This is a genomic window from Streptomyces sp. NPDC026589 (assembly GCF_040638385.1).
Classification (GTDB): Bacteria; Actinomycetota; Actinomycetes; order Streptomycetales; family Streptomycetaceae; genus Streptomyces.
This window is the reverse complement of the sequence record NZ_JBEZYG010000024.1, coordinates 41,487-67,910: the sequence shown is the minus strand read 5'-3', so window position 1 is coordinate 67,910 and position 26,424 is coordinate 41,487. Positions and strand designations below refer to the sequence as shown.

Sequence of the window (26,424 nt, the reverse complement as noted above, 5' to 3'; positions counted from 1 at the left end):
CGGAACACCAGGGGGTCAGCTCAGTTCCTCGGGGCAGGGCGTGCCCGGCTGGAGCTGGTAGGGGGCCGCCAGCCGGTACACGCCCGGTCGCGGCGCGAGGAGTTCGGTCCACTCGTCGCCGTACGGGCCCTCCTCGACCTTGTTCAGGCAGCCGTTGGTGTTGAGATAGGTCTTCGGCGCGGTCTCGTCCGCCTCCGACCGCGCCTTCGACTCCTCGGTCTCCGACGGGCGCTCCACGCTCTTGCCCTCCTCGTCGACGAGGGCGAGCCAGCGCGTGTACGGGATGCGGATCAGCACCCGGCCCGCCGACTTCACGGTGATCGTCAGCTCATCCGCGCCCGCCCGTTCCACCGTCGCGGGCGGGTCGGCGAGCGGCACCGGGTCCAGGACCCGGAAGAGCTTCCAGTTGGCGTCGCCCCAGATCTGGCGCAGGTACGGCTGCCCCTGCTCGACCAGCTCCGCCTCCTGGATCGCCCCGTTGTCCGGCCGGTCCTTGGGCAGCACCACGTAGTGCACGGCCCAGCGGTCCAGCCACTCCCGGTAGTTCACCGGGTCGAGCGTGTCGTCGTAGAAGAGGGGGTTGCGCTTCATGTCCGCCTGGCGGTTCCAGCCGCGCGCCAGGTTGACGTACGGGGCGAGCGCCGATGACTCGCGGTGACTGCTCGCGGGCACCACCTCGACCCGGCCGCGCTCCGCCTCCACCTGCTGGAGCTGGTTGAGCAGCGGGGCCAGTTCCCGGTTCCAGGACGCGGCGGGCGCGGTCCGGACGATGTCGTCGACGCCCTTGAACCCGATCCAGAAGTTGAGGCCCACGAAGGCCAGGACCAGGGCGTACCAGCGGCGGCTGCGCGGCACCGCGTACGGCAGGGCCGCGAGCAGCGCCACCCCGGCGAACAGCATCGCCATGCGCGTGATGTTCGACCCGATCTGCGAGTCGATGACGTACGTGAGCAGCGTGCCGATCCCGTAGACGGCGGCGGCGGTGCGGACCGTGCTCCAGTCGCGCGGTACGAGGACGTACACGAGGACCGCGAAGATGAACGGCAGCGACAGCGTCCCGAGCGACATCGGCTGCGTACCGGAGAACGGGAACAGCCAGGATGACAGCCCCACCACGGCCACCGGTGCGAGCCCGATCGCGTACGCGCCGGGGCGTCGTTTGTGGAGGAACAGCGCCGCCGCGACGACGCCGAGGAAGAGTCCGGCGACGGGGCTGGACGCGGTGGCGAGCGCGGCGAGCGGGGCGGCGACGCCTGCCTTGGCCCACCGCTTGTACCGCCAGCGGTAGGGCCAGCAGAACACAGCGGCCACCGCGCCGACGGCGAACATCATGCCGAGCCCGAAGGTCACCCGGCCCGACAGCGCGTTGCACAGGAACGCGAAGACCCCGGCGAGCGAGCAGGCCAGCGGATTGCGGACGGCCGGGACCCGCACGAGGATCAGCGCGGTCAGCGTGGAGGAGACCGTGCCGACGATCATCATCGTCGTACGGACGCCGAGCAGCGACATCAGGTAGGGCGAGACCACGCTGTACGAGACGGGGTGCATGCCCCCGTACCAGGCCAGGTTGTACGCCGTGCCGGGGTGCCGGCCCACGAACTCGGCCCAGGCGTCCTGCGCGGCGATGTCGCCGCCCGTGTTGGCGAAGAAGAAGAACCAGAGGAGGTGGGCGACGGCGGCGGCGGCCGTCGCGACGGTGACGGGGTGCCGCAGCAGGCGACGGGCCCTGGCTGACGACGGCTCAGGGCCCGCGGGGCCCTCTGCGGGGCCCGCGGGCCCGGGAGCCCCTGCGGCCGTGGAGGAATCACCTGCGACCGTGGAGGGGTCGGAGGAACCGGAGGAACCGGAGGACTCAAGGGGAGTCGGAGTCTTTGGGGACTCCGACGCCGGAAACTCCGGGACGCGGGGGGACGGCACGCGAACGTGCAGGGCGTCGCCCCCGGCCCCCGTGGTCTCGTCCGTCTCGCGGCCGGGCTTCGGCTCCGCGGTGGTCATTACGGCTCTCCCCGTCCTCCGCCGGCCCCGTACCTCTTCAAGGACGCGTCCCAGCGTCCCTGAGTTGTCCGGGGACGCTAACACGTACCCCCTGCACGTATCTCTGTCATATACGGGGAGGGGCGGCCCACAGCGTCGCCCGCCCCTCCCCCGCTCCGGTGTCTCAGCCGATCCTGGCCAGCTTGTCGCCGAAGGCCGGCTCGGTCAGATCGCTCTGCAGCACCACCGGGGCCGTGACCTTTCCGGTGCCGGTGCCCACGGTCACCATGCCGACCTCGCTCCCGGCCTTCGCGGCGTGGTCGATGCCCTTGCCGTTGTCCGTGACCTTCAGCTCGACCTCCAGGCCCGACCAGCCGACCGCCTTGAGGTTCTTGGTGGCGATCACCGGGGTCTGTCCGCCGAATCCGTTGTCCACGTACCCGACGACATCGCCCTTCTTCACCACCGTCGCCGAGGTCGGGGCCTCCTGTGCGTCCTTGATCAGCTTCAGGCTGTTCTGGAGGGACAGCTCCAGACTGTCGTAGACCCTGCCGGTGCCGGCCTGCTGGCCCATGACCGCTCCGTAGATCCACAGCAGCTTGCCGTCGACCTTGGTGTTCGCGGACCAGAGCAGGTTGCCGCCCGCCGGGGTGGAGGACCCGGTCTTGATGCCGCTCACGCCCGGCTGCAACAGGAGGTTGTTGTTGTTGTAGATCTTGCCGTCTATGCCCTCGATCTCGATCTCGGGCATGTCCACGATCTTCCTGAAGACCTCGTTGCGCATGACCGCCTGCGCCAGCTTCAGCTGGTCGGTGGCGGTGGAGACCGTGGTCTTCTCCAGCCCGCTCGGGTCCGTGTACGTCGACCCGGTCATGCCGAGCTCCTTGGCCGCGTCGTTCATCTTGTCGATGAACGCGTCCTCGGAACCCGCGTCCCAGCGGGCGAGCAGCCGCGCCGCGTTGTTCCCCGAGGGGATCATCAGCAGCTGGAGCATCTGCCGCTGACTGAGCTTCTGCCCCTTGGTCAGCGGGGCCGTCGACTCGTCGGGCCGCTTGGACTCGTCCTCGGCCTTCTGGTCGACGGTGATCGTCTCGCCCTCCTCGTCACCCTTGAGGGGGTGTTCCTGGAGGATCACGTGGGCGGTCATGACCTTCGCGACGCTGGCGATCGGGGCCGGCTTCTGCGCGCCCTCGGAACCGAGCGATCCGACGCCGTCGATCATCACGGCCGACTGCCCCTGGCCCGGCCAGGACAGCTTCGTCTCACCGCCTTCGAAGGTGTACGTCGGCTTCGCCGTGAGCTCCAGCGTGGGCTCCGGCAGCGGGCGCATCACCTGCACGATCGCAAAGACGATCAGCAGGAGGAGTACCAGCGGGGTCCAGATCTTGACCCGCCGGACGGCGGTCCGGACCGGCGTCTCCGGCGGCGGCGGGGTGTTCGTCAGCTCGGCGAGCAGGTCGAGCGGCGGTCTCGGCGGCAGCGGCTGCTGCCGGGTCCGCTCGGCCGCCGCCCAGGACGGTGCGGCGGGCGCCCCGGACCCTGCCTCGGGGCCGGCTCCCGACTCCGGGTCGCGGGGGGCGGGGGCGGACCGTACGTCGTCGGAGCGCAGCGGCACGAACGTGCTCGTGCGCTCCGCCTCGCTCTCGGGCTTGCTCTCCGGCTTGCCCCCGGGGCGGGCCTCGCTCGGCGGGAGCTTCAGCGCGGTCGTCGCCTGGTCGACCCGGTCGGTCGCGCCGACCGGCTTGACCGCCTTGAAGATGGCGGTGGGCTGATCGATTCCTCGCAGGTCGGAGGCGTCGGACGCGCTGTCCGGCTCGGCGTCGGCCTTCGGTACGGGCGTGGAGTCGGTCGCGGATTCGGTCGTGGCGGTGGGCGTGGATGCGGGCGGGCCGGCGGGCGTGGGGCCGGCCTTCGGCTCGTCGTCGGGCTCGCCCTTCGGCTCCGGCTCCGCGTCCGCCGCGTCCCCGTCCGCCTCGGGCTCCGCCTTCGGCTCGTCTTTCGCGGAGGGTGCGTCCTCGGCGTCGGACACGGACGCGGACGCGGCACCGGAGTCCGCGTCGTCCTCGGGGTCCGCCGCGGGCTTGCCCTCGGCATCGGCATCGACCCACGCGGCCACCGCGGCACGCAGCCGACCGTCCCCGGCATCGGCATCGGCCACCGCCTCTGTGCCGGGCGCCTCCGCGTCGGGCACCTCCGCGTCGGGCACCTCCGTGCCGGACGCCTCCGCGCCCGTGTCCGGGCTCGTGCCGCCCTCGGCGGCTCCCGTGCCCTCCGAAGGCGCGTCGGCCTCCCCAGGCGCCGTGGAGGCCGTCACAGGCGCGCTCTCCGGCTCGGCGGCGGCCTCCGCGTCGGACGCGGCCCCCGAACCGGCCTCGGAATCGACGTCCGGCTCGGACGCGGTCTCCGGCTCGGACGCGGTCTCCGGCTCACGCACCGCGGCAGGGGACTCCTCCCCGGGCTCGCGCCGGGCGGCGTCCTCCGGAAGCCGGGGACGGAAGACAGCGGTAGCCGTGTCGGACGTGGCGCCCGAACCCACGCCCGTATCCGCGTTCCCGCCCGCATCCGCGTCCGGGTCCGGGTCCGCGCCGGGGTCACGGAACACGGCGAAGCGCGGGTCGCGTTCCTCCGCAGCCGTCCCCGACGACTTCTGCTGCTCCGTTTTGTCGGGGAACTCGCCCGCCACCGATGCCTCCTCGTGCGCTGCGGGGTCACCCCGCGCTGTCCGAACCATCTACCAGTGTCCTGTGTGAACCCCTGGCCGAGCTGCTAGACGAGAACGACATACCTACTGGTTCCCTTGCAAAGCAGGCAGGCGCTCTCGACAGACCAATGTGAGAGGGGTCACCCTGTCAGACATCCACGCGGGGAGGCATGGATGGGCAGGAGCCGCAGAACAATCCCGGAGGAGCTTTTGCTGCTCGCTCTGGACCCGACCACGGGTACCACAGCGCAGCCGCAGTCGCTCGACCTCGGCCTGGCCGGGGCACAGCTAGTGGAGCTGGCTCTGGCAGGACGGATAGCCCCTGACGGGGATCGTATCGCCGTGGTGATGCCACGGCCGACCGGAGATCCGACTCTGGACTCCGCACTGGAGCTGCTGCGCCGTCGTGGCAGCCCGGTTCGGGCGGTCCACTGGATCGGCGGGCCCCGCCTGGGGCTGCGCCAGATCTATCTCGCTCATCTGGAGCGGTGCGGCATGGTTCATGCCGTGGCGGGCCAGATGTGCGGAGTGCTGCCGACGACTCGCTACCAAGCGACGGAGACGGCGATCAGCCGGGACATAAGGAACCGGCTGGACAGCGCGATCCGTACCGGCGTACCGCCGGACCCACGGACCGCGGCGCTCGCCGCACTGGCCCACGCGGTCGGACTCGGCAAGCATCTGTACCCCGGGAACGAGGGGCGCTCTTCGCGCTCCCGGCTCCGGGACCTGATCAGGCACGACCCGATGGGCGGACTCGTGGCGCACGCCGTGATGGACGTCCAGAACGGTGTGGCCGTCCAGCCGCGCCGTACGCAGCAGGCAGCGGGCCTCCCGTTGCAGCAGCAAGCACAGGCCCGTCGTGGCAGCATGGCGCACACCGCCGCCGGCTGACCGCACGGACCTGAGAACAGCACAACGCCGTACCGTCGTCCGTCGTCACAGGACCCGGTCCGGGAGCCGCACCACGCACGGGGCAGCCGGTAGTCACCACCACCGGCTGCCCCGTGCGCTTGCGCGCCCTCCCGCACACCGGTGCGTGCGCCCCCGCGCCCCGCGTGTGGCCGTTTCCCAGCGCGGCCGGGGCAAGGGGTGGCAATCTGCTGAGCAGTAGATACGCACAGCTACATAGCCGGAGGTGCCGTTTCCGTGCCGTCCAACGTCAATCCCACTGTCAGGCGTCGCAGGCTGGGCCAGGAATTGCGCCGCCTGCGCGAACTCAAAGGCATGACGGCCGAAGAAGTGGCGGAGCGGCTGCTGGTCTCGCAGTCGAAGATCAGCCGCCTGGAGAACGGCCGCCGGTCCATCAGCCAGCGCGATGTACGCGACCTCTGCGGGGTGTACGAGGTCGAGGACCACCGCATCGTCGACTCGCTGATGCAGATGGCGAAGGACTCCCGCCAGCAGGGCTGGTGGCACGCCTTCGGCGACATCCCGTACAGCGTCTACATCGGTCTGGAGACCGACGCGGAGTCGCTGCGGGTCTACGAGCCCCAGATGGTCCCGGGCCTGCTCCAGACCCGGGCGTACGCCGAGGCGCTGATCAGCGGAGCGCTTCCCGAGGCCCCTCCGTCGGACATCGAGAAGCGGGTCAACGTACGGTCGCGACGGCAGGACCGGGTCAACGCGCCGGAGAACCCGCTGCGGCTGTGGGCCGTGATCGACGAGTCGGCTCTGCGCCGGGTGGTCGGCGACAAGCAGGTGATGATCGAGCAGCTGGAGCACCTCGTCGAGCAGTCCCACCTGCCGCACGTCACCGTGCAGGTCCTGCCGTTCGACATGGGCGCGCACCCGGGCATCAACGGCCAGTACGCGATCCTGGAGTTCCCGGACGCCGCGGACTCCAGCGTCGTCTACATCGAGGGCGTCACGAGCGACCTCTACCTGGAGAAGGCGAACGACGTGCAGCGCTACAGCGTGATGTACGAACACCTGCGGGCGCAGGCGCTGAACGTGGAGCAGACCCGGGAGTTCATCAGCAAGATCGCGAAGTCGTACACCAGTTGACGCGTCGGAGCCGGCGCGTCGGGTGCGAGCCCTTCCGGGAATGAGTGGGCGGCGGGATGATACACCGCCGCCCACTCTTCACAGCAGGCCTACCGAGGAAAGACCACCCGGTCGAGTGAACGGCCATCTCATGGACGGGGCTTGGCGAGTAGCGTCGATCACGCCAATCGGAATCAGGTTGGTGCGACCCACCCAACTCTCTGAACCGGAGTGAACATGGCAATTCTTCAGGGTGCTACGGACCAGTGGACGAAGTCGTCGTACTCCGGGGGCAACGGCGCGTGCGTCGAGGTCAAGTCCCCGGTCGCGCTGTCCATCGCCGTACGTGACTCGAAGGCCCCCGAGGGCCCCTCGCTCGCCTTCGTCCCCGGTGCGTGGAACGCGTTCGTGCGCGACGTCGCCACGGGCACGGTCAACGCCTGACCTCGCACCACACGCACGACGCCCCACCCCGCACCACACGCACCACCCCGCGCCACCGCACCACCTGATGGAGCCCTCTCGACCGGTTCGCCGTCCTGGCCGAGGGGGCTCGGCACGATCCGGGGCCGTCCCGCGGCGTCACCGCAGCCGGTCGACGTACCGGTCCGTCCCCGGCACGGTCGGCACGAACGGCGCGACCAGCTCGACCCGCCCGAGACCCGTCTCCGCGACCGCCGCGTCCAGGCCGGTGAAGCACTCCTCCCAGCGGCTCCGCGGATCCTCCTGGAGGAACCACAGCAGCGTCAGCCGGATGTCGACCCCCTCGACCTGCTTCACGTACGTCATCCGGTCACCGGGCAGGGGCGTCGGCCGGAAGACCGTGACCATGGCCGCGGGCGACCCCTTCAGCCGCTTCGGGAGATGGCGCGAGCGCAGCCATTCCAGCAGCTCCGCCCGCTGTTCGGGCCCCTCCGCGTCGACGACCTGGAGGACGAGGCCCGCGTACGGGTGGTCGAGCGCGTGGAAGTCCCGGGGGCCGGCGGCCCCGTCGCGGTAGACGGTGGCCTCGTGGTCCTGGAAGGCCGTGAACACGTGGGTGCGGTCCTGGTAGACCCGGCCGTCCCGGTTCAGCCGCTTGTTGATGGCGACGGTCCACTTCATGTGGTCGTCGTAGCGCCCCTCGGTCACCCAGTACGTCGACAGGTAGCACCCCGCGCCGACCGGCCGGGCCACCGCCGACTCCTCCGGATACCGCAGCTCCTGGAGGTCCTTGGTGGCCACCCAGCGCCGCCCGGCGAACATCCACGGCATCGCCGTCGCACCCGCGTAGTAGTGGTCGTCCTCGTACCAGCGGTTGTACGCGTACTCATGGCCCGGATGCGGTTCGACCATGGTGATCAGGGCGTGCCCCGGGCGCACCCCGTACGGCCCCGCCCCCGCCAGCTCCGCGTACCGCTCGCTCCCCGTACCCCCGCCGCTGCCCGTGCCCACCCTCCCCCTGCCGCTGCTCCCCGTACAGGCGCCATCGGCCATCACCCTGCCCGCCTTCCTCTTCCGTCCTCTTCCGTCCTCTTCCATCGGCTCCCGCCTCCCCCTACTCTGACGGTCCGTCAGATGAACTTCCAGGGCCGGGAGGCGCCGATGTTGCTCGCGGGGAAGACCGTCATCGTGTCGGGCGTCGGGCCAGGACTCGGGCACCAGGTCGCTGCGAACGTCGTCCGGGACGGTGGGCGCGCGGTGCTCGGGGCGCGTACGGCGGCGAATCTGGCCAGGTCGGCGGCGGAGATCGACCCGGAGGGCCGGCACACGGCGCACCTGGCGACCGACATCACGGACGAGGCGCGGTGCGAGGCGCTGGCGGCCCTGGCGGTGGAGCGGTTCGGGGGGATCGACGCGGTGGTTCACGTCGCCGCCCGGGACAGCTACTTCGGCGGACTTGAGGACGCGGACTTCGCCACGTGGCAGTCGGTCATCGACGTGAACCTCCTGGGCACGCTACGGATGACCCGGGCCTGCCTGCCCGCTCTCAAGGAGCGGGGCGGCTCGGTGGTGGTGATCGGCACGCAGTCCGCGGTGGCCGCGCCCTCCCAGGTGTGGCAGGCGGCGTACGCGGCGTCCAAGGGGGCGCTCACCTCGGCGATGTACTCGCTCTCCCGGGAGCTGGGCCCGGACCGGATCCGGGTCAACGCGGTGCTGCCGGGCTGGATGTGGGGGCCGCCGGTACAGGCGTACGTCCGGTTCACCGCGGGCTCCGAGGGCGTACCCGAGTCCGAGGTCCTGGCCCGGCTCACCGAACGGATGGCGCTGCCGGAGCCGGCCACGGACGGGGACGTGGCGGAGGCGGTCACCTTCCTGGTCTCCGACCGGGCCCGGGCGATCACCGGCCAGTCGCTGCTGGTCAACGCGGGCGAGCTGATGCGCTGACGCACGCGCCGCCCAGCTCGCGCCGGCGCCCCCGGCCGCCCGCCCTCGCCCCCTCGCGCCGCTTGCGCCACTCGCACCCGAGGCACCCTCCCTCTCGACTTCTCGGCCGCACGGGACCCGCATCCCGTGCGGCCTTCGCGCGTCGCCGCGTACTCCCTGACCTTCTCTGCATCTTCTCTGCACAGCCTGACGAAGTGCCCGCCCATCGTGTGGTAGCGGTCATGTTCGCGACAACGCCCCGCAAGGTCAAGAACGAGTAAAATTGTTCGCCTCACTGACTTGCGTTCACATCTATGACCACCTGTCGGCCTTGACCGAGTGCCCTCACAGGGGGTTCAATCCCCGAAGTCCCCGCTCCCGCAAGGGGACGCCGCTGAACGGCCGTACCGACGAAGTGCGTTCCCGTTCATAAGGCGGACCCCTGGAGGGGGACATGAACAGTCTCGACTGGGCTGTACTCATCGGCTACTTCGGCGTGATGGTCGCGATCGGACTCTGGTCGCACAAGCGCGTGGACAACGTCAGCGACTTCTTCACGGCAGGCGGCAAGATGCCGTGGTGGCTGTCGGGCATCTCGCACCACATGTCCGGCTACAGCGCGGTGATGTTCACCGGCTACGCCGGCATCGCTTACCAGTACGGGATCACGTCCTTCGTGACCTGGTCACTGCCCATCGCCATCGGCATCTTCATCGGCGCGAAGCTCTTCGCGCCCCGGCTGAACCGGCTGCGCTCGCGGCTCCACGTCGCCTCGCCGCTGGAGTACCTCAAGAACCGCTACAACATCCAGACCCAGCAGGCGCTCGCCTGGTCGGGGCTGCTGCTGAAGATCGTGGACGTCGGCGCCAAGTGGGCGGCCATCGCCACCCTGTTGTCCGTCTTCACCGGGCTCTCCATCACCCAGGGCATCCTGATCACCGGGGTCGTCACCGGGATCTACTGCACCGTCGGCGGGTTGTGGGCCGACGCCCTCACCGAACTGGGCCAGTTCATCATCCAGTTGTTCGCCGGGCTGGCGATGCTGTTCGCCGTGATGAGCGAGCTCGACGGTTTCGCCACCCTGTGGACGGTCTGGGACGATCTCCCGGAAGGGCACGCGGACCCGACCGCCGGCCCGTACACGGTGACGTTCCTGATGGCGTTCCTGTTCATCAAGACGTTCGAGTACAACGGCGGCATGTGGAACCAGGCCCAGCGGTACATGGCGACCGACTCGGCCGCCTCCGCCACCCGGTCCGCCCGGCTGTCGGCGATCCTGTGGTTCGTCTGGCCGCTGGTGCTCTTCTTCCCGATGTGGGTCGCCCCACTGCTGGTCGACGCGCAGAAGCCGGACGCCTCCGACAGCTACGCCCTGATGACCGAACAGCTCCTGCCCCACGGCCTGTTGGGCCTGGTCATCGTCGGCTTCTTCTCCCACACCATGGCCATGTGCTCCTCCGACGCCAATGCCATCGCGGCCGTCTTCACCCGGGACATCGCCCCGACGCTCTCGAAGGCGGCACGCGGCTGGAACGAGCGTGCCGGGCTGATCGCGGCCCGCTGGACCACCGTGGCCTTCCTCGCGCTGTCGATGGCCATCGCGACGCAGATCAACTCCCCCGCGTTCAAGGACATCATCACCGTCGTGATCAAGTGGGTCGCCGGGCTGATGGGCCCGATCGCGATCCCGTTCATGCTGGGTCTGCTGCGCCCGTTCCGGAAGTCCGGGCCGACCGCGGCGCTGGTCAGCTGGGCCTCGGGCCTGTTCGCCTTCTGGCTGGTCAACTACCCGGTCCACTGGGCCGTCGAGGGCGGGGTGCCGCTCCAGTACCAGGTGTCCGTGCCGCTCGCCGTCTCGCTCGTGCTCTACATCCTGATCGGCTACCTGAAGCCGGAGGACACCCCGGAGCGCGACGCGCTGCTGACCCGGATCAACGAGGGGGACGGGGACGACGACGGGGACGGTACGGCGACGGCCGCCGTGATCCCCGCCCAGGACGGAGGCCCTGCCCCCGCCCCTCGGCCGCACGGGTAGTCGGCCGGCCCCGCGCCTCAGCCGCGCGCCGTACTCGGCGGCCTGCCCCGCCTCCTCAGCCGCGCGGGTAGCGGGCCAGCCAGCCCGGGGCGACGGCGGCCGGGCTGTGCAGGGCGGGGCCCTGGGTCATCTCCATCGCGAAGTCGTCGGCCAGTTCGAGGAGCGTGGCCCGCCCCTCCAGCTCCGCGAGCCAGGCCGGCGGCAGCGCGGTCTCGCCGTGCAACACCCCGAGCAGTGCCCCGCAGACCGACCCGGTGGCACGGGAGGGGCCACTGTGGTTCACCGCGAGTCGCAGCCCGTGCCGGACGTCCTCGCTGACCAGCGCGCAGTACACGGCGACGGCGAGGACCTCCTCGGCGGCGTCGCTCGCGCCCAGCGCCTCGATCAGGGCCGGACCCGGGATGCCCTGCCGCACGGAGCCGAGGGCCTGCCGCAGAGCCTCGGTCACCGGCTCGTGGCCGGGGCGCTCGGCGAGCAGGGCCAGCACGTTCTGCACGGCCCCGTCCAGGCTCTCGCCGCGCGCGAGACCGTGCACCAGCAGAGCGAAGGCGCCGGCGGCCAGCTGGGCGGCGGGGTGCCCGTGGGACTGGGCCGCGCACTCGACGGCCAGCTGGAGCACGAGCCCCGGCTCCCAGCCCACGAGGAGCCCGAACGGCGCGGACCGGGTGAGGGCGCCCGCGTCCCGGGCGGTGGGGTTCTTCGGCCGGTCGAGGGTGCCCATGACGGGGTCGCCGAAGCCGCCCAGGCATTCCCGGGCCGGCTCGCGGCGGGCGTAGAGCCACTCCTCGGCGGCCAGCCAGCCGTTGTCCTCGCGCCGCTCGTCGGGCCCCCAGTCGTGCTGGGTGGCGGCCCAGCGCAGGTGGGCCCGGTGCACATCGGTGGGCGGGTGCCAGGCCCCGGTGTCGCGGCGGACCTGGGCGCGGATCAGCCCGTCGACGGTGAACAGGGTGAGCTGGGTGAGGGCGGTGACGGCACCGCGTCTGCCGTGCGCGGGAACGTAGTCGACGACCCCCTCGACGCCGTGGGCGGCGCGGATCTCCTCCAGCACCAGCCCGCTGACCCCGGCCCCGAGCGCGTCCCCGACGGCCCCGCCGAGCAGCGCCCCGCGGACCCGGCTGCGGAAGTCCTGCTGCTCGGCCCGGCCCCAGACCGCCGTGGTCCCTGTGCTCACCCCGCACCCTCCCCGTCACCACGTACCCGCCCGCGCGGGCCTCTGCGGGCGACCGCGCAAGCACTGTAATCGAACGGGAACGGGCGGTAGAGGGGGGCGACCCGGGTACGTACGGGTATGACGACGGACGTCCCGCAGGTCGTTTTTGACCCGGTGCGGAGGTCAGCGGCCGGGGCGTGCCTGGGCCGTCGCGGCGGTGAGCACGGCGTCGGCCAGTTGCGCTGCCTTCCGGCCGTCGCCGCTGTCGATCCGGGACAGCCCCAGCGCCTCCACGGCGTCCAGCATCCGCGCCTGATAGCGGACGGTACGGGCCAGGAACCGGTCCATGAGGTGCCGTTCCGCGTCCGTCGCCTCCTCGTAGCGCCCCGCCGCCCGCACCCGGTCGCGTACGACCGTGTCATCGGCGGTGAGCCATACGGCGGCCGTACGGGGAACCGTCAGCCGGGCGACCCACGCGGGCCAGAGCGCCGAGCCCTCCAGGACCAGGCCGGGAGACCCGGGCCGCGCACGGTCGGTGATCAGCTCCTCGATACGCGGACGGAGCCGTTCGTAGTGTTCGAGGACGGAGGCGAGGAGCTCGTCGGTGGTCAACGTGCCGTAATGCTCGGCGACATGCGGCGGCACCTCGTGCTCCGGGGTCCGCCAGGGCCGTCCCGGGTGCCGGGCCAGGCCGTCCGTGGAGCGGTGCTCGAAACCGAGCCGCTCCGCCACCGCCTCGGCGACCGTCGACTTCCCGGTGTTCGAGGTCCCGCCGATCAGCACCACCCGCACATCGCGCATCCCCCGACCCTACGACCCGGCCACCGCCCCCAGCCGCTCCCGCTGGGCCCGCGCCCACGCGTACTCCGGGTCCAGCTCCAGCGCCCGGTCGAGGTCCGCGAGCGCCTCCGGGGTCCGGCCGAGGGCCTCCAGCGCGAGGGCCCTGCTGCCGTGCGCCCAGGCGTAGTCGGGGTCCAGGGCCAGGGCCCGGCCGTAGCAGGCGACGGCCTCCTCGGGCCGGCCCGTCGCCCGGTACACCTCGCCCCGCTCCCCCTCCGTTCCGGCCCGGCCGGGGGACAGCTCCTCGGCCCGGTCCAGGTCGGCGAGGGCGCCCACCGGGTCGCCCAGGACGGTACGGACCCGGGCCCGCCTCACCAGCGCCCAGGCGTACTCCGGCCACAGCGCGAGCGCCCGGTCGAAGTCGTCGAGCGCCTCCTCGTGCCGGCCCAGCGCATGGCGGACCAGGCCCCGGCTGCCCAGCGGCACGGCGTCGGACGGGTCGAGGGCGTGCGCCCGGTCCAGGACGGTCAGGGCCTCCTCCAGGCGGCCCATCCGCCGGTAGGTCTCCCCCCGCTCGCGCACCGCCCAGGCCCAGGAGGGCGCGATCTCCTCGGCCCGGTCCAGATCGGCGAGGGCCTCCTCGTAGCGGCCGAGCGAGCGCAGGATCACCGCCCGGCCCTGGTGGGCGCGTTCGCTGCGCGGGTCCACGGCGATCGCCCGCCCGTGGTCGGACAGCGCGGCGTCGAGCTCCCCGACGCGGAAGCGGTGCCAGGCGCGCACCACGAGGGCGGCGGCCCGGTCCGTGTCGGTCAGCTCGGCCCGGGTCAGCAGGAGGCCGAGGGCTGCGGTGGGCCGGGGCCCGTGGTCCGTTATGGCGGCCAGCAGGTCCCGGCCCCAGTCGCGCAGTGCGGCACTGTCGGCGTCCTCGCCCGCCTCCGCGAGGGTCCGGGCCCAGTGGCGGGCGCGGGAGGGGGCCTGCCCGCACAGCTCGATCCCGGCGCGCAGGGCCTCGGGCAGCGCGGTGCGGGGGCGGGCGCAGAGCCGGTGGTAGAGCACGTCCAGGGCCGCCCGGCGCCAGGGTTGCTCGGCCCAGAGGCGCTCCGGGTCGATGCCCTCGGCCGCCGCGTCCCGCCGGGCGACGAAGGCGTCGGCCAGCCGGTCGTGCGCCGCCTTCCACCGTCGCGGCGACCCGGTGCGCTGGAGGCGGAGCATCGGGGCCCGGACGACGGCGTGGTACCGGGAGTGGCCGGAGTGCCGCTCGGCGACGAACGGCAGCTCGTGCAGCCAGTCGTAGAGATCGGGCACGGCGTGCGCCCCGTTCCGCGGTGCGGCCACGGCGACGGCGACCAGGTCCTCGTCGAACCGGCGCGGCAGCGCGCAGGCGAGCGCCGCCGCCCGGCGGGCCGGGTCGCTCTCCCCCGCCAGGAAACGTTCGACGGCGGTGGCGTTCGCCTCTCCGGCGGCCCCGGGGTTGGCGGCGAGCGTGGAGACCAGGACGGGCAGCCCGCCGGAGAGCCGCAGCACCTCCCGTACGACGGACTCCGTCACCACCCCGCGCCCGTGCAGGAGTTGGCGCGACTCGGCCTCCGTGAACGGGCCGAGCGGTACGTCGGCGACCAGCCTGTTCCGGTCGCCCCAGTGCACGGGGTCGAGGCGGCGCTGGCCGGCCAGGGTGAGGACGAGGTTGGCGGGCAGGTCGCCGTACCGGCCGGGGGTCAGCAGGTCCGCCAGCCACCGGTCCAACTGGGGTGCGGTGCGCTCGTAGGTGTCCAGGAAGAGGGCGATCCAGGGCACGGTGTCCGCGACCCGGTCCAGCTCGGCGACGAAGACCGGGGTGAGGACCCGTACCGGTTCCGCGAGCAGCAGCGCCTCCTCCTGCTGCCGGGCCCGGCCCCCGAAGACCGCCCGCAGCCCGCCCGCGCCCCGCGCCACGACCGCCGGGTCGATGCCCCCGGCGAGCGCCCCGACGACGGGTATCGCCCCGGCCGCGATCAGCCCGGCCTGCGCGGCGGCGAGCGCCCCGGGGGAAGGGGCCCCGTCCGGCGTCCCGTTGTCCGCGGCGAGCCGGCCGGCCGCGTCGTGGCGCGCACGGCGGTAGGTGGCGAGCAGCCGGTCCAGCGCCTTGAGCGGGTATCCCTGCTCGGCGAACTGCGTGGCGAAGTCGGCGAGTACGTCGGGCACGGAGTCGGCGCTCTCGTCGACCGATGCCGCGAGTGCCCCGAACTCCCCTGCCACCTCCCGCCATTCCCGTACGAGCGAGGTCTTGCCGACCCCGGCGTTGCCCCGCACATGGAAGACGAACCGGTGCCGGGGGTCCTCGGGCGGCAGCGCGAAGTTGGCTCGGTACAGGCCGAGTTCGGCCTGCCGTCCGACGAAGGCGGCGCGGCGCTGCCCTTCGACGATCTGCTGGAGGGAGAGGCGGCGGGGGCTGGGCGGAGGCATGGGGCCAGTCTGTCAGCGGCCCGGCCGTCCGGGGGCCGGGCGGGCCGGGGGCCGGGCGGGCCGGGGGCCGGGCGGGCCGGGGGGCCGGGAGCCGGGCGAGCCGGGGGCCACCGGGCCGGGAGCCGGGCAGCCAGGAGCCGGCGGTCCAGGAGCCGGGGGCCGGGCGATCGGGAACCGGGTGGCCCCGGCCTGCCGCCCGTGACCCCGGCACCTGTCGGCCCGGGTCCGTCAGACGCCGAGGCCCTGGCCGAACCCGCCGTCCACGGTCAGTTCCACTCCGGTGGTGAAGGTGGCCTCGACCGCCAGGTACAACGCGGCGGCGGCGACCTCTTCGACGGTGCCGCCCCGGCCCATCGGCGTGGAGGCGTTGCCCTGTTCGACGAACTCGGCGCGCTGCTCCTCGGTCAGTCCGGCGACGCCCATGGTGGGGGTGAGGATGAAGCCGGGGGCGATCGCGTTGACGCGGATCCCCCGGGGGAGCAGCTCGGCGGCGAGCACCTTCGAGAAGGCGGCGACGGCTTCCTTCGCCGCGGAGTAGGCGCTGAGGCCGGGGAATATCTGGTCGTTGGAGACGGTGGTGCACACGATCGAACCGCCCTCGGCCATCAGCGGCGCCAGCCGCTGGACGGTGAAGAAGGCCCCCTTGGCGTTCACGTCGAAGATGCGGTCCCACGACTCCTCCGTGACCTCTTCGAGCGTCTGGAACTCGGCGATGCCCTGATTCACGAACAGAAGGTCGATGTTTCCGAGGCGGTCGGCGACCTGGTCGCGGAGGGCGTCGATGGCCCCGGTGTCGGTGACGTCGGAGCGCACCGGGTGCGCCAGCGGGGTGCCGAGCGCCGCCTGCGCCTCGGCGAGCCGCCGGTCGCTGCGCCCGGTGTACATCACTTCGGCGCCGCGGTCGGTCAGCGCCCGGACGATGGCGCGGCCCATGCCGATGGTGCCGCCGGTGACGACCGCCTTCCGGCCGGCCAGGGCCTGCGGGTCGATGGTGGGACGGTGCTGGGTCTTGCGGTTCGTTGTCATGCCGGTGAAGCTAGACCTTGACATTGACGTCAGAGTCAATCTTCTGTGCCGGGAGTCACATGTTCATCGGCGAGCTGTCGAAGCGCACCGGTATCAGCACCAGGAGCCTGCGGTACTACGAGCAGCAGGGGTTGCTGCGACCGCGGCGACGGACCAGCGGCTACCGCGAGTTCAGCGAGCCCGACGTCGCCGCCGTACGCCGGATCCGGATCCTGCTCGCGGCCGGGCTGAACACCGACCTGATCCGGGAAGTGCTGCCCTGCATGGCCGAGGAGGGCGCCATCCTGGCTCCGACCTGCGAGGAGATGGCCCAGGACCTCAAGCATGAACGCGAGCGCATGGGCCGTTCCATCGAACAGCTCCAGGCCGCCCACACCATGCTCGGCTCGATCATCCACGCGGGCGAGGCGATCACCGGCGGCCGACGCGCCTGAGTCACCGCCTGGGTCACCGACCGAGTCACCCGTGCCCGGACGGCCGGGAGCCCGTGCGCCCGGCCGGGGCGAAGGCGACCACCGCGGCGACCAGCGGGAAGAACGCCACCACGCCGAGCGCCGTGGAGAGCGACATCGACTTCGCCAGCGCGCCCGCGGTGGCGCTGCCGACGCCGCCGCCGACGAAGAACGTGAGGTTGAGCAGCCCCATCGCACCGCCGCGCCGGGCCGGTTCGATGTGTCCCGACATCAGCGCGGTGGTGAAGACCTGGGTGACGGAGAACGCGGAGAAGCCGAGCGAGGCGCCGAGGATCAGCAGCAGCACGCCGGAGCCGGTCAGCGCGCCGGCGAGGGCCGCGGCGAAGGCGAGCGAGACCGCGGCGAGGAGCCGGTTGCCGTGGTCGCCCGCGGTGAGCCGGCCGGCCAGCCTGGAGAGCACCGCGCCGACGACCGCGCCGGGCAGCAGCCAGACGCCGGCGGACAGGACGCTCCAGCCGTGGTCGCGGACGAGGAGCTGCGGTACGGCGTACATCGCGGCGAACAGGCCGCCGTACACGCCGATGCCGATGACGGCGGCCTTCAGGAAGACGCGGTCGGTGACGAGCGCGCGCGGCACGAAGGAGGTCTCGCTGCCGCGCGTACGCCAGGTCAGCCCGGCGGCCGACAGGACCAGTAGGACGGCGGTGGCGATCACCAGCGGGGTCCTCAGCGCGAGCGCGGAGGATTGGATCAGCACGAGGAACGACATGGCGGCGAGCGTCAGCAGAGCGGCGCCCGGCAGGTCCATCGAGCGGCCGGAGTTCTTGCGCGCCGGCGCCCCGGCCAGGCACAGCGGAACGATGAGCAGGGAGAGCGCGGGCAGGACCAGGGCGACGCGCCAGGTCACCCACTCGGTGAAGACACCGCCCGCCAAGGTGGCGCCGGCGGAGAAGACCGCCATCGTCGCCCCGAATGCGGCGAAGACCCGGGGCCGCCGGTCCGGCGGCACCGAGGCGGTGAGCGCCATGGCACAGGCCGCCATGGCACCGGAGCCGGCGGCCTGGACGAAGCGCCCGGCCACCAGGGCGCCGAGGTCGGTCGCGACGAGGCAGATGACGGCGCCGACCGCGAGGGCCAGTGAGCCGAGCAACAGGGCGGCGCGCACGCCACGGGTGTCGGCGAGGCGGCCGAAGAGCGCGGTGCCGACGCCGAGGGCGAGCGCGTGGGCGGTCAGTACCCAGGCGGTGGCGGTGGAGGAGGTGTTCAGGGAGGACGCCACGTCGGGCAGGGCGACCCCGGCGGCGGTGACACCGAAGACGACCGGGCCGAACAACGCCCCGTAACGCAGCCCGTCCGGGCGTGCCCCCGAGGAGGAGGAGGAGGTGCCGGTCGCCGCGGACGACGCGGCCTCGTGCGTGGTCATGGTGGACTCCAAAGGATGACGGCCGACTCGTTCACGGGCGGGGCACGATGTTGTGGTTGAGCCGGAAGAGGTTGCCGGGGTCGACCGCGGCCTTCACCCGGGCCAGTCGGCTGAGGCTCTCCGGGTCGAAGCACTCCGCCACCGAGTCGGCCGTGTCCGCCCCCGCGAGGAAGTTCAGATAGCGGCGGCCCGTGCTCCACGGCCCCATCGGCCCCAGAACCACGTCCGGCGAGCCGGGCGGAGAGAGAGTGGACAGCGTGTACGCGCCCTCGCGGACGCCCACCGCGTTGGGCACCTCGGCCGACCGGGAGAGCGCGCCGCCGAGGTGACGCACCTCCACCATCAGGTCGCCGCACGACGAGCCGGCCCCGGCCACCCGTAGCAGCGCCTCGGCGGCATCGCGTCCCAACTCCCGCAAGATGATGTTGCGTTCGTGGTACGGCAGCGGATGCGTCGGATCCTGATGGATGCCGGCCACCGCCGCGTACGGCATCTCGGCGACCGAGGCCGCCAACGGCGTACCGCACGCGCGCAGCGGACGGACGAGCCGCTCCCCCTCCCCGGAGGGGCCGGTGAAGGCGATCCGCACATGCGCGGCGAACGTCCCCCGGAGGGACTCCGGCACGTCCGGCACGTCCGGCAGCCGCAGCAGCGCCATGGAGGAGGTCATCGCCTCGGGCACGGTCGCGGTCCACTGCCGCCAGGCGTGCAGGACCTGTGCCGCCTGCTCACCGGGGAAGTAGATCCCGCCGCCGTAGAGCCGACGCACCGGCATCAGGCCGAACCACAGCCCGGTGACGATGCCGAAGTTCCCCTTGCCGCCGCGCAGCGCCCAGAACAGGTCCGGGTGCCGGTCGCGGGTGACCTGCCGGACGCGTCCGTCGGCGGTGACGACCTCGATGCGGGTCACGTGGTCGGCGGCGAACCCGAACTGCCGCCCCAGCGGCCCGAGTCCACCGCCCAGCGTGTATCCCACGACGCCGACCAGCGGGGACGACCCGTTGAGAGGGGCGAGCCCGTGCGGTGCGGCGGCGGAGATCACCTGATGCCACTGGGACCCGGCCTCCACGTAGGCCGTACGGGTGAGGGGGTCGACGGCGACCGCGTTCATCCGGCGGGTGGCGATGAGGACCCCGCCGGACGCGGGCGCCGCGATGCCGTGGCCGGTCGCCTGGACGGCGACGGGGAGCCCCTCCCGGGCGGCGAAGGACACTGCGGCGGACACGTCCTCGGCCGACAGGGCGACGACAACCACGTCGGGCCGGTGCCGCGCGATGCGGTTGAAGCCCGCGAGTTCCCGTGCGTACCCCGCGTCCTCGGGGGTGAAGACCTCACCCTTGAGCCGGGCGACGAGCCCGTCCAGGGAGCTCACGGCGATTCCCGAACGTCCGGGCAGTTCGGGTAATCCGGGTCGTTCGGGCAGTTCGGGTAGTTCGGGTAGTCCGACCACGATCACGTCCTTCCTCGTCGCGCCGAGCGTCGGCGGATGAGGAGGAGTGTTCTCGGCCGGGAGGGCCCCTTCCATCCCCTGCTTGAGGGGTTGGAAGGGTCCGGCAGAACTGGCACATTCATGGGATGACCGGTTCGACGATCTCCCGCACCTCGGCCTCCCGTACCTCGGTCGGCCGGGCGGAACTGCTTTCCCGGACCGCCAAGGCAACCGACGCGCTCAGCCTGTTCGCGGAGGCCTCGGCCCACCTGCGCCGGCTCATGCCGTACGACGCGGCGGTATGGCGCGTCACCGACCCGGTGACCGGCATGATGACCGCACCGATCCGCGCGGAGAACCTGGACGGGGGCGGCTGCGCCGTCTACTGGGAGTCCGAGCTCTTCACCGAGAACGTCAACCTCTTCCGCGACCTGGCGCGGGCCCCCGTGCCGGTCGCCGGGCTCCGGCAGACGACCGGTGACCTGCCCGCGCGCAGCACGCTCTACGAGACCTTCATGCGCCCACGGGGATTCCACGACGAATTACGAGCGGTCCTGCGCGTGGGGGGCCATCCCCAGGGCCACATCAGCCTGTTCCGGGCTGAGGGACGTCCGGCCTTCGACGACGCCGAGACCCAGCTGATCGCCTCCGTCATCACTCCGCTCGCCAAGCAGCTGCGCTCGTTCGCCGAGCCCGACCCGCAGCCGCAGCCGGACGGCCCGCACGGCCCCGGGCTCCTCCTCTTCGACGCGACCGGCACTCTGCTGTCGTTCAACGACGACGCCCTCGCCTACCTCGACACGCTCCCCGAGGGCCCCACCGTTCCCTCGCCCCAGGGCGTCCAGGTGCCGTCCTTCATCCAGGCGACCGCGATGAAGGCCCGCGCCGTGGCCGAGGAACGGGACCGCGGACAGACCCGCGCCCGGGTACGGGTACGGAACCGGGCCGGCCGCTGGCTGGTCTGCCACGCCTCCCGCCTGCGGGAGGCGGACGGCGTACCAGGTGCCTCCGCCGTGGTGATCGAGCCAGCGAAGACCTCGGAGATCGTGCCCCTGATCGTGGACGCGTACGAGCTCACCGACCGGGAGGCCGAGGTCACCCAGTACATCGCCCGCGGCCTCCCGACCGGCGAGATCGCCGCACAGCTGCACCTCTCCCCGCACACCGTCCGGGACCACATCAAGGCGGTCTTCGAGAAGGCCGGGGTCTCCAGCCGCGGCGAACTGGTGGGCAAGCTGTTCACCGAGCACTACGCGCCCCTGGCCGAGAAGAGCATGACCCGGGTCCGTACCGACTGACGACGGACGGCCCCGCGTCTGTCATCGGTCACCGGCGTCCGGCAGCCGCTGCCCCCGGCTGTGCGCGACGAGCAGCACATCCCGCAGGGACAGGACGGCCTGCGTCAGCGCGAACCGTACGGCGACCTCGCCGGCCGCCCGGTCCGCCAGCACCTCCTGCGCCCCTTCCAGTACGACGTTGCCGCACTCGATCTGCTCCTCCTCCATGTCGTCGGCGAGCCGGGAGAGCCTGCTGTTCGGATTGCCGGTGCTCAGGTAGCAGGGCTTGCCTTCGGCGGACCTCCAGGGGAGGAGGCGGAGCTGCGAGGTGTCGTTCATGTCGTTCCTCAGCGTGTGGGGATGAGTGTGACCCTGACGAGTGGCGATCACTGTTCGTGTCCCCATCGTCACGGCCATCGCCCTACGCTCGACAGAGGCACGCGATTGCCTGTGAACAGGACAACGGCGAGGGGCTCGGGGAGTCAGGGATGACCGAAGTCGCGGAAGCGGAAGCGGAGTCGGGGCGCGCGGCACTGGGGAGCGCCCTGCGGTACTTACGGCAGAAGGCGGGGCTGTCGCTCGGCCAGCTCGCCGAGAAGAGCCGGTACGACAAGAGCTACCTGTCACGCCTTGAGGCGGGCAAACGGCTCTCGAAACTGGCAGTGATGGAGGACCTGGACCGGTTCTACGACACGGGCGGGCTGCTGGTCGAGCTGTGGAAGGTGGCGCGGCGGGAGGTCTTCAAGGACAAGTACAAGGAGGTCGTGAGGCTGGAGCTCACGGCGTGCATCATCCACCTGTTCACTCCGGGAATCCCGGGGCTGCTCCAGACCGAGGATGTGGCACGTGCGCTGTTGTCCGGCGACCAGGAAACGGGGAGCGAGGCGGAATCCGTCGAGGAGCAGGTCATAGCACGCCTGGGCCGTCAGCAGTTGCTCCACCGCACCCCGGCCCCGACCGTCCGCATCATCATGGACGAATACGGGTTGCGCCGCCCGGTAGGTGACGCGAAGGTGTGGGAAGCCCAGTTGGAGCACCTGATCGAGATCGCGGAACTGCCCACGGTCGCCCTTCAGGTGCTGCCGTTCACAGCCGGGGCGCATCACCTGATGAACGGTTCCCTGACGCTCATGTGGCAGGAGGACGGCAGCGCCGTTGCCTACACGGAAGGCAATCAATGCTCCGAGTTGAGGGAGGATCCGGCGGATGTCACGCGCGCCCGACTGTCCTACGATCGAGCACGGGATCGGTCGCTGCCCCCGCCCGAGTCCACTGCTTTCATCAGGGGCGTCCTGAAGGAGTTCCGAGGATCATGAAGCGCACGCCCGACCTCTCCATCGCGATCTGGCGCAAGTCGAGCTTCAGCGACGGGGGCTTGAACAACTGCATCGAGGTGGCCGACGGCTATCCCGGCCTGATCCCCGTACGCGACAGCAAGGCCCCCACCGGCCCCGTACTCCTCGTCGCCGCTCCCGCGTGGGCGGCCTTCGTGGAGTTCGCGGCCGAGCGCTGACCCGCCGCCGTACGCCGCAGGGCCCGTGCCCCAGCCCTCAGGGGCAGAGGCACGGGCCCTCGCGCCTACTCAACCGCCCTCTGCGAGAGAGTGTCCACGGTCGGCAGGACCATGCGCCACGTAGCACGACGGCGCGTTCGCCCGTGAGATGGTTTATGACATGACCGTTGGCGCGCCGGGCAGCGAGGTTGTACTGGAGACAAGTCGCCTGTTGCTCAGACCTTGGCGGGTCGCTGAGGCTGTCGTCCAGCGTGAGCTGTGGACCGAACGTGATCCACGAGTGCCGCCGCATCGCCGAATCGACGCGGACGGGCACCCCACGGTCGCGGAGCTTGAGAATTCGATCCGCACCAACGAGCTGTGGTCGATCGGCTTGCTGGCGATCGAGCGGAAGGCCTCTCGTGATGTCATCGGCTACTGCGGGCTCGTAGACACCGGGCGAGGGTCTGCAGGGGAACCGGAATTGGCCTTCGAGCTGCTGCGCCGGGTATGGCGTCAGGGATATGCGACCGAGGCCTCGTCTGCGGTTCTGGAATGGGCGAGAGCGTCCGGGCACGAGCGCCTGTGGGCCACGGTCTGGGACTGGAACACCGCTTCTCGCCGCGTGCTGGCCAAGGTCGGGTTCACCGAGACCGGGCGGAAGGAAGTGGACGCGGTTCACGGGACCACGCTGTTCAGCACCGTACGGCTGTCAACTGCCCGTGGCTGAAGACCCGGGCTCGCTGCTCGGCTGAACACGCCCGGCGGACTCTCGGCCACCGGCCTGTTCGAGGCCGAGGGCATCGCCGCGCTGCACCGGCTGCCGCGCACGCATGCGCAGGTCGGCACATGTCAGCGCACGGTGCCGTCCCACTGCCACTCCACACGCCGGGGCACCCCGGGGAGCGTGGCGCGGCCCGTGCACCACAGCAGCGTGCCGGACGGGCGGTGCCCGGTAGGCGCGCCGGGGAAGAGGCGGGCCAGGACGGTGGTGGCCGTGGCGTCGGGCGGGGACCAGGGGACACCGAGGGCGCGGGTGATGTCGTAGGTGTGGAGGGTCAGTTCGGTGATCGCCATGGCGGCGAAGCCGATGGGTTCGGAGTGACCCCAGGGATGCCGGGCCCGTACGTCCGGCGCCGTGTCGAGGACGTCAGCGGCGACAAGGTATGGCAGGTCAAGGTCACCGGGTGTGTCGCGACGATCCAGAACAGGTTCGCGGCGGGGCGCGACGCCAAGCTCAAAACGCTGATCATTCAAGCCGGGGTCGGCGGCCACCAAGTGCGTCGAACGAACGTGCCACGGTGGTGGCCAAGGACGCGCTGCGGGTGGCCGCCGACCTCGGATGGGAGGACCTCGTGCGGGACGTTACAGCCCGGGGGAGTAGCTAAGCCTTGTAGGCCTCGGTCACCGGCTTGATGCGATCCAGGGGCACGTCCCACTCCTGGCCACCGCCCGGGGGTCGCATGAATGCCTGACGCTTGTGCAGCTTGCCGTTCGACTTGCAGCGCTCCTCAATCACACCCACCAGCAGGCCCGTGCGTTCCGAGACCGTGTCCATCACGAGCGTCTCGCGCGGCCATGGCAGCTTCCCGTGGTTGAGGGTCGTTGCCGGCTGCCCATCCTGGGTCACTCGCGGCCCCCTCGCTGAAGTGCTTCGGCGAGGCGGGCTGCCACATCGGCGCGCACCCGCCCCAGTTCAACGAGCCGTAGCTCGGGGGATGCGAGGTCCACCCGCAGGGACGGGAGCACGATCCCGACTTCGGCCAGCGCTGCCCGAAGGGATTCCGTCGCCACGAAGGGGTCGACGTCCTGCTGTTCCTTAGTTGCCATGAGCCGGACGCTAGAAGTGGTCGGCTGGCTGGCGATACGCTGTTTTCTCGCATTTGCTCGACGGGCACGAGTATTGCTGCTGTTTGCTCATAGGCCCTGCTTGACCCCGTAGTACCGGGCTGAGGCTCCGGCCATGCTGCTGATCAACACCCCTGGAAGGGAGAGCGTCCATGGCTCGTCAGTTGCGATTCACCGGAACAGACAGCAAGGTCGACGGTTGCCCCGCCCTGCACACGGACGAGGGCACCGGCGAGGTCATCGTGCAAGGTGCGCCCGTGACCGACCCCGGAGACCTCGCGCAGCTCCAGCACTTCGGGCCGGATGATGCGGCGGTGGTCGTGTCGCGCGAACTGCTCGTGAACTGGGCACCGAAGGAGATGGAGCGGGTGCCGGAGCTCGTCGACCGGGCCACCTTCCGGCGTCTCTTCGAGACCTTCAAGCACACAGCATGGCGACTGGAGACGAGGCGCGGTTACGCCTCTGACCGGGAGGACCCCGACTTCCAAGAGTTCCTGGCCACTGGGTCCTCGCCCTGCGACCCCGACGAGCCCTGGTTCGTCAACATCAAGGCCCAGACGGAGGCAGGCAAGCGCGTAGGTCGTGTCCGCCTCGCCGACCGCCCGATGACTACCGAGCAGCGGTTCCTGCTCGACTACGCCCGGCACAACGCGGCGGTCGGCGAGGACATGCGCTACCTGTGGCGCGAGGATGCGGCCGACCTGCCCGCCGAAGACTTCTGGATCTTCGACTCACGCATCGTCGCCCTGCTGAACTTCGATGACCAGGACAACATGCTCGACATCGAGCTGATCACGGAGCCGGCCGAGGTCGTTCGATACGCCATCGTCCGCGACGCGGCCATGCACCACGCTGCCCCGTACAACCAGTTCGCGGCGCAGGTGGCCGCGACCGAATAGCGGGCGTGACCGGTGAGCACCGACTACCAGCAGGCACGGGCAGCGCTGGGCGCGCGACTGCGCGAACTGCGGTTCTCGTGCCCTGGTGGTCGGCTCACCGGTCAGCAGCTCGCCCAGCGGATCGGCTGGCAGGGCTCCAAGGTCAGCAAACTGGAGAACGGCCGGCAGACGGCCACGCCCGAGGACCTGAAGGCGTGGGCCGACGCGACCGAGCAGCCGGGCGCATACACCGAGCTTGCCGCCCGGCTGGCCGGGTTCGAGTCCCACATCAGGTCATGGCGCAGGGCGCTGGCGAACGGCTTCAAGCCGTTGCACGAGGGCTTGAGTACAGAGGTCGACCGCACCTCACAGATGTGGATCTGGGAAGAGTCGGTGATCCCGGGCCTGTTGCAGACCCCGGAGTACGCCCGCCACGTCATCCAACGCTATTCGGAGCTGCTGGGCGGAGCCAGCGACATTGAAGCCGCCGTGCGCTCCAGGGCGCAGCGGCAAGAGTGGCTGTACCGGCCCGGTCGCAAGCTGCACGTGCTGATGTGGGAGGCCGCGTTGCGCTCGCTGATCTGCCCGCCCTCGGTTCTGGTCGCCCAGCTGGACCGCCTCACCGGAATGATCGGCATGGACACGGTGGAGATGGGTGTCATCCCGTTCACGGCCTCCGTCAAGATCGTACCCGCCAACGGGTTCTGGGTCCTTGATGACCGCCTGGTGGTGGCCGAGGACTGGCACGCCGAGATGTGGTTGGACGACGCCGACAACGTCGCCCTGTACTCGAAGGTCTGGCGCACCCTCCGCGAGTCGGCCGTGTACGGAGCCGACGCCCACAACGTCATCAACTCGGCCAGGTGCGCGCTGAACCCGCGTTGATGGCGTTGTGGGCGCGTCACAGTCAAAGCACTTTGGGCTCGGTGGAGCTGTGCTTGAGGGAGACCACACGGAAGCCCGCCACTGGGTATGCCGTCGCCGCAAGCCCGAGCCGCGGACGGCCGGGCGTCATGTTGAGATATCCGGTCCTCGCCGGCCGTCACTTCCCGTATCGAGATTCCTCACCGCATGGAGGTGGCCGACGGCTACCCCGGCCTCGTCCCCGTACGTGACAGCAAGGCCCCCGCCGGCCCCGCACTGCTCATCGCCGCCCCCGCCTGGGCGGCCTTCGTGGAGTTCGCGGCCGAGCGCTGACCCTCGCCGCCGTACACCGCAGGGCCC

The 26,424-nt window shown here is 71.4% G+C and carries 25 protein-coding genes and 1 pseudogene; 13 read left to right on the top strand and 13 right to left on the bottom strand.

Annotation, left to right across the window (positions count from 1 at the left end; genetic code table 11):
- Positions 1-15 precede the first annotated feature (15 nt).
- A complete protein-coding gene (locus AB0F29_RS32370; protein ID WP_361879660.1) occupies positions 16-1,995 on the bottom strand; it encodes an MFS transporter in 1,980 nt (659 codons plus the stop codon).
- Between the two features lie 163 nt (positions 1,996-2,158).
- A complete protein-coding gene (locus AB0F29_RS32365; RefSeq protein ID WP_361879816.1) occupies positions 2,159-4,657 on the bottom strand; it encodes a serine hydrolase in 2,499 nt (832 codons plus the stop codon).
- 192 nt (positions 4,658-4,849) lie between these two features.
- On the opposite strand from AB0F29_RS32365, the gene AB0F29_RS32360 reads away from it, so the two are divergent.
- The 3 genes from AB0F29_RS32360 (at position 4,850) to AB0F29_RS32350 (ending at position 7,105) form a co-directional block, all read left to right on the top strand.
- Entirely contained in the window at positions 4,850-5,569 is a 720-nt protein-coding gene (locus AB0F29_RS32360; protein WP_018961516.1) for a GPP34 family phosphoprotein, read from the top strand.
- 255 nt (positions 5,570-5,824) lie between these two features.
- Positions 5,825-6,682, top strand: coding sequence for a Scr1 family TA system antitoxin-like transcriptional regulator (locus AB0F29_RS32355; RefSeq protein WP_026291139.1), 858 nt, complete (start codon positions 5,825-5,827; stop codon positions 6,680-6,682).
- 216 nt (positions 6,683-6,898) lie between these two features.
- Positions 6,899-7,105 carry a DUF397 domain-containing protein gene (locus AB0F29_RS32350; RefSeq protein WP_215106619.1) on the top strand — a complete coding sequence of 69 codons (207 nt, stop codon included), beginning with the start codon at positions 6,899-6,901 and terminating at the stop codon, positions 7,103-7,105.
- A gap of 138 nt (positions 7,106-7,243) precedes the next feature.
- Here AB0F29_RS32350 and AB0F29_RS32345 read toward each other — a convergent pair whose 3' ends face one another.
- The gene (locus AB0F29_RS32345; protein ID WP_361879656.1) at positions 7,244-8,137 is read right to left on the bottom strand and encodes a hypothetical protein; all 894 of its coding nucleotides are present in this window, start codon (positions 8,135-8,137) and stop codon (positions 7,244-7,246) included.
- Between the two features lie 108 nt (positions 8,138-8,245).
- On the opposite strand from AB0F29_RS32345, the gene AB0F29_RS32340 reads away from it, so the two are divergent.
- Together AB0F29_RS32340 and AB0F29_RS32335 are read left to right on the top strand one after the other, a co-directional pair.
- Positions 8,246-9,028: an SDR family oxidoreductase gene (locus AB0F29_RS32340; RefSeq protein ID WP_361879813.1), complete on the top strand. Its 783-nt coding sequence runs from the start codon at positions 8,246-8,248 to the stop codon at positions 9,026-9,028.
- Between the two features lie 433 nt (positions 9,029-9,461).
- A complete protein-coding gene (locus AB0F29_RS32335) occupies positions 9,462-11,042 on the top strand; it encodes a sodium:solute symporter family protein (protein ID WP_361879653.1) in 1,581 nt (526 codons plus the stop codon).
- Positions 11,043-11,097: 55 nt separating this feature from the next.
- On the opposite strand, the gene AB0F29_RS32330 is transcribed toward AB0F29_RS32335, so the two are convergent.
- From AB0F29_RS32330 to AB0F29_RS32315, 4 genes are all read right to left on the bottom strand, one after another.
- Positions 11,098-12,213 carry an ADP-ribosylglycohydrolase family protein gene (locus tag AB0F29_RS32330; protein WP_361879650.1) on the bottom strand — a complete coding sequence of 372 codons (1,116 nt, stop codon included), beginning with the start codon at positions 12,211-12,213 and terminating at the stop codon, positions 11,098-11,100.
- Between the two features lie 162 nt (positions 12,214-12,375).
- Complete coding sequence (locus AB0F29_RS32325) at positions 12,376-12,993, bottom strand: hypothetical protein (protein ID WP_361879647.1); 618 nt, start codon at positions 12,991-12,993, stop codon at positions 12,376-12,378.
- Between the two features lie 9 nt (positions 12,994-13,002).
- Positions 13,003-15,414 carry a tetratricopeptide repeat protein gene (locus AB0F29_RS32320; protein WP_361879644.1) on the bottom strand — a complete coding sequence of 804 codons (2,412 nt, stop codon included), beginning with the start codon at positions 15,412-15,414 and terminating at the stop codon, positions 13,003-13,005.
- Positions 15,415-15,642: 228 nt separating this feature from the next.
- Positions 15,643-16,440, bottom strand: a complete 798-nt coding sequence (locus AB0F29_RS32315; protein WP_361879641.1) for an SDR family oxidoreductase — start codon at positions 16,438-16,440, stop codon at positions 15,643-15,645.
- A 59-nt stretch (positions 16,441-16,499) separates the two neighbouring features.
- Here AB0F29_RS32315 and AB0F29_RS32310 point away from each other — a divergent pair, with 59 nt between their 5' ends.
- On the top strand, positions 16,500-16,874 hold the full coding sequence (locus AB0F29_RS32310) for a MerR family transcriptional regulator (protein ID WP_361879638.1): 375 nt from the start codon (positions 16,500-16,502) through the stop codon (positions 16,872-16,874).
- Positions 16,875-16,899: 25 nt separating this feature from the next.
- Here the strand turns inward: AB0F29_RS32310 and AB0F29_RS32305 are convergent, their stop codons facing one another.
- Both AB0F29_RS32305 and AB0F29_RS32300 read right to left on the bottom strand, forming a co-directional pair.
- Complete coding sequence (locus AB0F29_RS32305; RefSeq protein ID WP_361879635.1) at positions 16,900-18,276, bottom strand: MFS transporter; 1,377 nt, start codon at positions 18,274-18,276, stop codon at positions 16,900-16,902.
- 31 nt (positions 18,277-18,307) lie between these two features.
- The gene (locus tag AB0F29_RS32300; RefSeq protein ID WP_361879632.1) at positions 18,308-19,726 is read right to left on the bottom strand and encodes an FAD-binding oxidoreductase; all 1,419 of its coding nucleotides are present in this window, start codon (positions 19,724-19,726) and stop codon (positions 18,308-18,310) included.
- A 125-nt stretch (positions 19,727-19,851) separates the two neighbouring features.
- On the opposite strand from AB0F29_RS32300, the gene AB0F29_RS32295 reads away from it, so the two are divergent.
- Positions 19,852-21,003: a helix-turn-helix transcriptional regulator gene (locus tag AB0F29_RS32295; protein ID WP_361879629.1), complete on the top strand. Its 1,152-nt coding sequence runs from the start codon at positions 19,852-19,854 to the stop codon at positions 21,001-21,003.
- Between the two features lie 21 nt (positions 21,004-21,024).
- Here AB0F29_RS32295 and AB0F29_RS32290 read toward each other — a convergent pair whose 3' ends face one another.
- Positions 21,025-21,321 (bottom strand): sulfatase, encoded by a 297-nt coding sequence (locus AB0F29_RS32290; RefSeq protein WP_361879626.1) that lies wholly within the window; start codon positions 21,319-21,321, stop codon positions 21,025-21,027.
- Between the two features lie 149 nt (positions 21,322-21,470).
- Between AB0F29_RS32290 and AB0F29_RS32285 the strand changes: the two genes are divergently transcribed.
- The 3 genes from AB0F29_RS32285 (at position 21,471) to AB0F29_RS32275 (ending at position 23,204) form a co-directional block, all read left to right on the top strand.
- Positions 21,471-22,298: a helix-turn-helix transcriptional regulator gene (locus tag AB0F29_RS32285; RefSeq protein ID WP_361879623.1), complete on the top strand. Its 828-nt coding sequence runs from the start codon at positions 21,471-21,473 to the stop codon at positions 22,296-22,298.
- Entirely contained in the window at positions 22,295-22,495 is a 201-nt protein-coding gene (locus tag AB0F29_RS32280) for a DUF397 domain-containing protein (protein WP_361879620.1), read from the top strand. The genes AB0F29_RS32285 and AB0F29_RS32280 overlap by 4 nt, the downstream gene beginning before the upstream one ends.
- A 160-nt stretch (positions 22,496-22,655) precedes the next feature.
- Positions 22,656-23,204: a GNAT family N-acetyltransferase gene (locus AB0F29_RS32275; protein ID WP_361879617.1), complete on the top strand. Its 549-nt coding sequence runs from the start codon at positions 22,656-22,658 to the stop codon at positions 23,202-23,204.
- Positions 23,205-23,326: 122 nt separating this feature from the next.
- Here the strand turns inward: AB0F29_RS32275 and AB0F29_RS32270 are convergent, their stop codons facing one another.
- The 3 genes from AB0F29_RS32270 to AB0F29_RS32260 form a co-directional block, all read right to left on the bottom strand.
- Positions 23,327-23,551: a hypothetical protein gene (locus AB0F29_RS32270; RefSeq protein WP_361879614.1), complete on the bottom strand. Its 225-nt coding sequence runs from the start codon at positions 23,549-23,551 to the stop codon at positions 23,327-23,329.
- 307 nt (positions 23,552-23,858) lie between these two features.
- Positions 23,859-24,104 (bottom strand): hypothetical protein, encoded by a 246-nt coding sequence (locus tag AB0F29_RS32265; RefSeq protein WP_361879611.1) that lies wholly within the window; start codon positions 24,102-24,104, stop codon positions 23,859-23,861.
- On the bottom strand, positions 24,101-24,304 hold the full coding sequence (locus AB0F29_RS32260; protein ID WP_361879608.1) for a hypothetical protein: 204 nt from the start codon (positions 24,302-24,304) through the stop codon (positions 24,101-24,103). Before AB0F29_RS32260 ends, AB0F29_RS32265 begins: the two co-directional genes overlap by 4 nt.
- A 170-nt stretch (positions 24,305-24,474) precedes the next feature.
- On the opposite strand from AB0F29_RS32260, the gene AB0F29_RS32255 reads away from it, so the two are divergent.
- The 3 genes and pseudogenes from AB0F29_RS32255 to AB0F29_RS32245 all read left to right on the top strand — a co-directional run.
- Positions 24,475-25,221: a DUF6879 family protein gene (locus AB0F29_RS32255; RefSeq protein ID WP_361879606.1), complete on the top strand. Its 747-nt coding sequence runs from the start codon at positions 24,475-24,477 to the stop codon at positions 25,219-25,221.
- 12 nt (positions 25,222-25,233) lie between these two features.
- A complete protein-coding gene (locus tag AB0F29_RS32250) occupies positions 25,234-26,085 on the top strand; it encodes a helix-turn-helix transcriptional regulator (RefSeq protein WP_361879603.1) in 852 nt (283 codons plus the stop codon).
- Positions 26,086-26,271: 186 nt separating this feature from the next.
- A pseudogene (locus AB0F29_RS32245) lies at positions 26,272-26,397 on the top strand (DUF397 domain-containing protein); the annotation flags it as partial.
- Positions 26,398-26,424 lie beyond the last annotated feature (27 nt).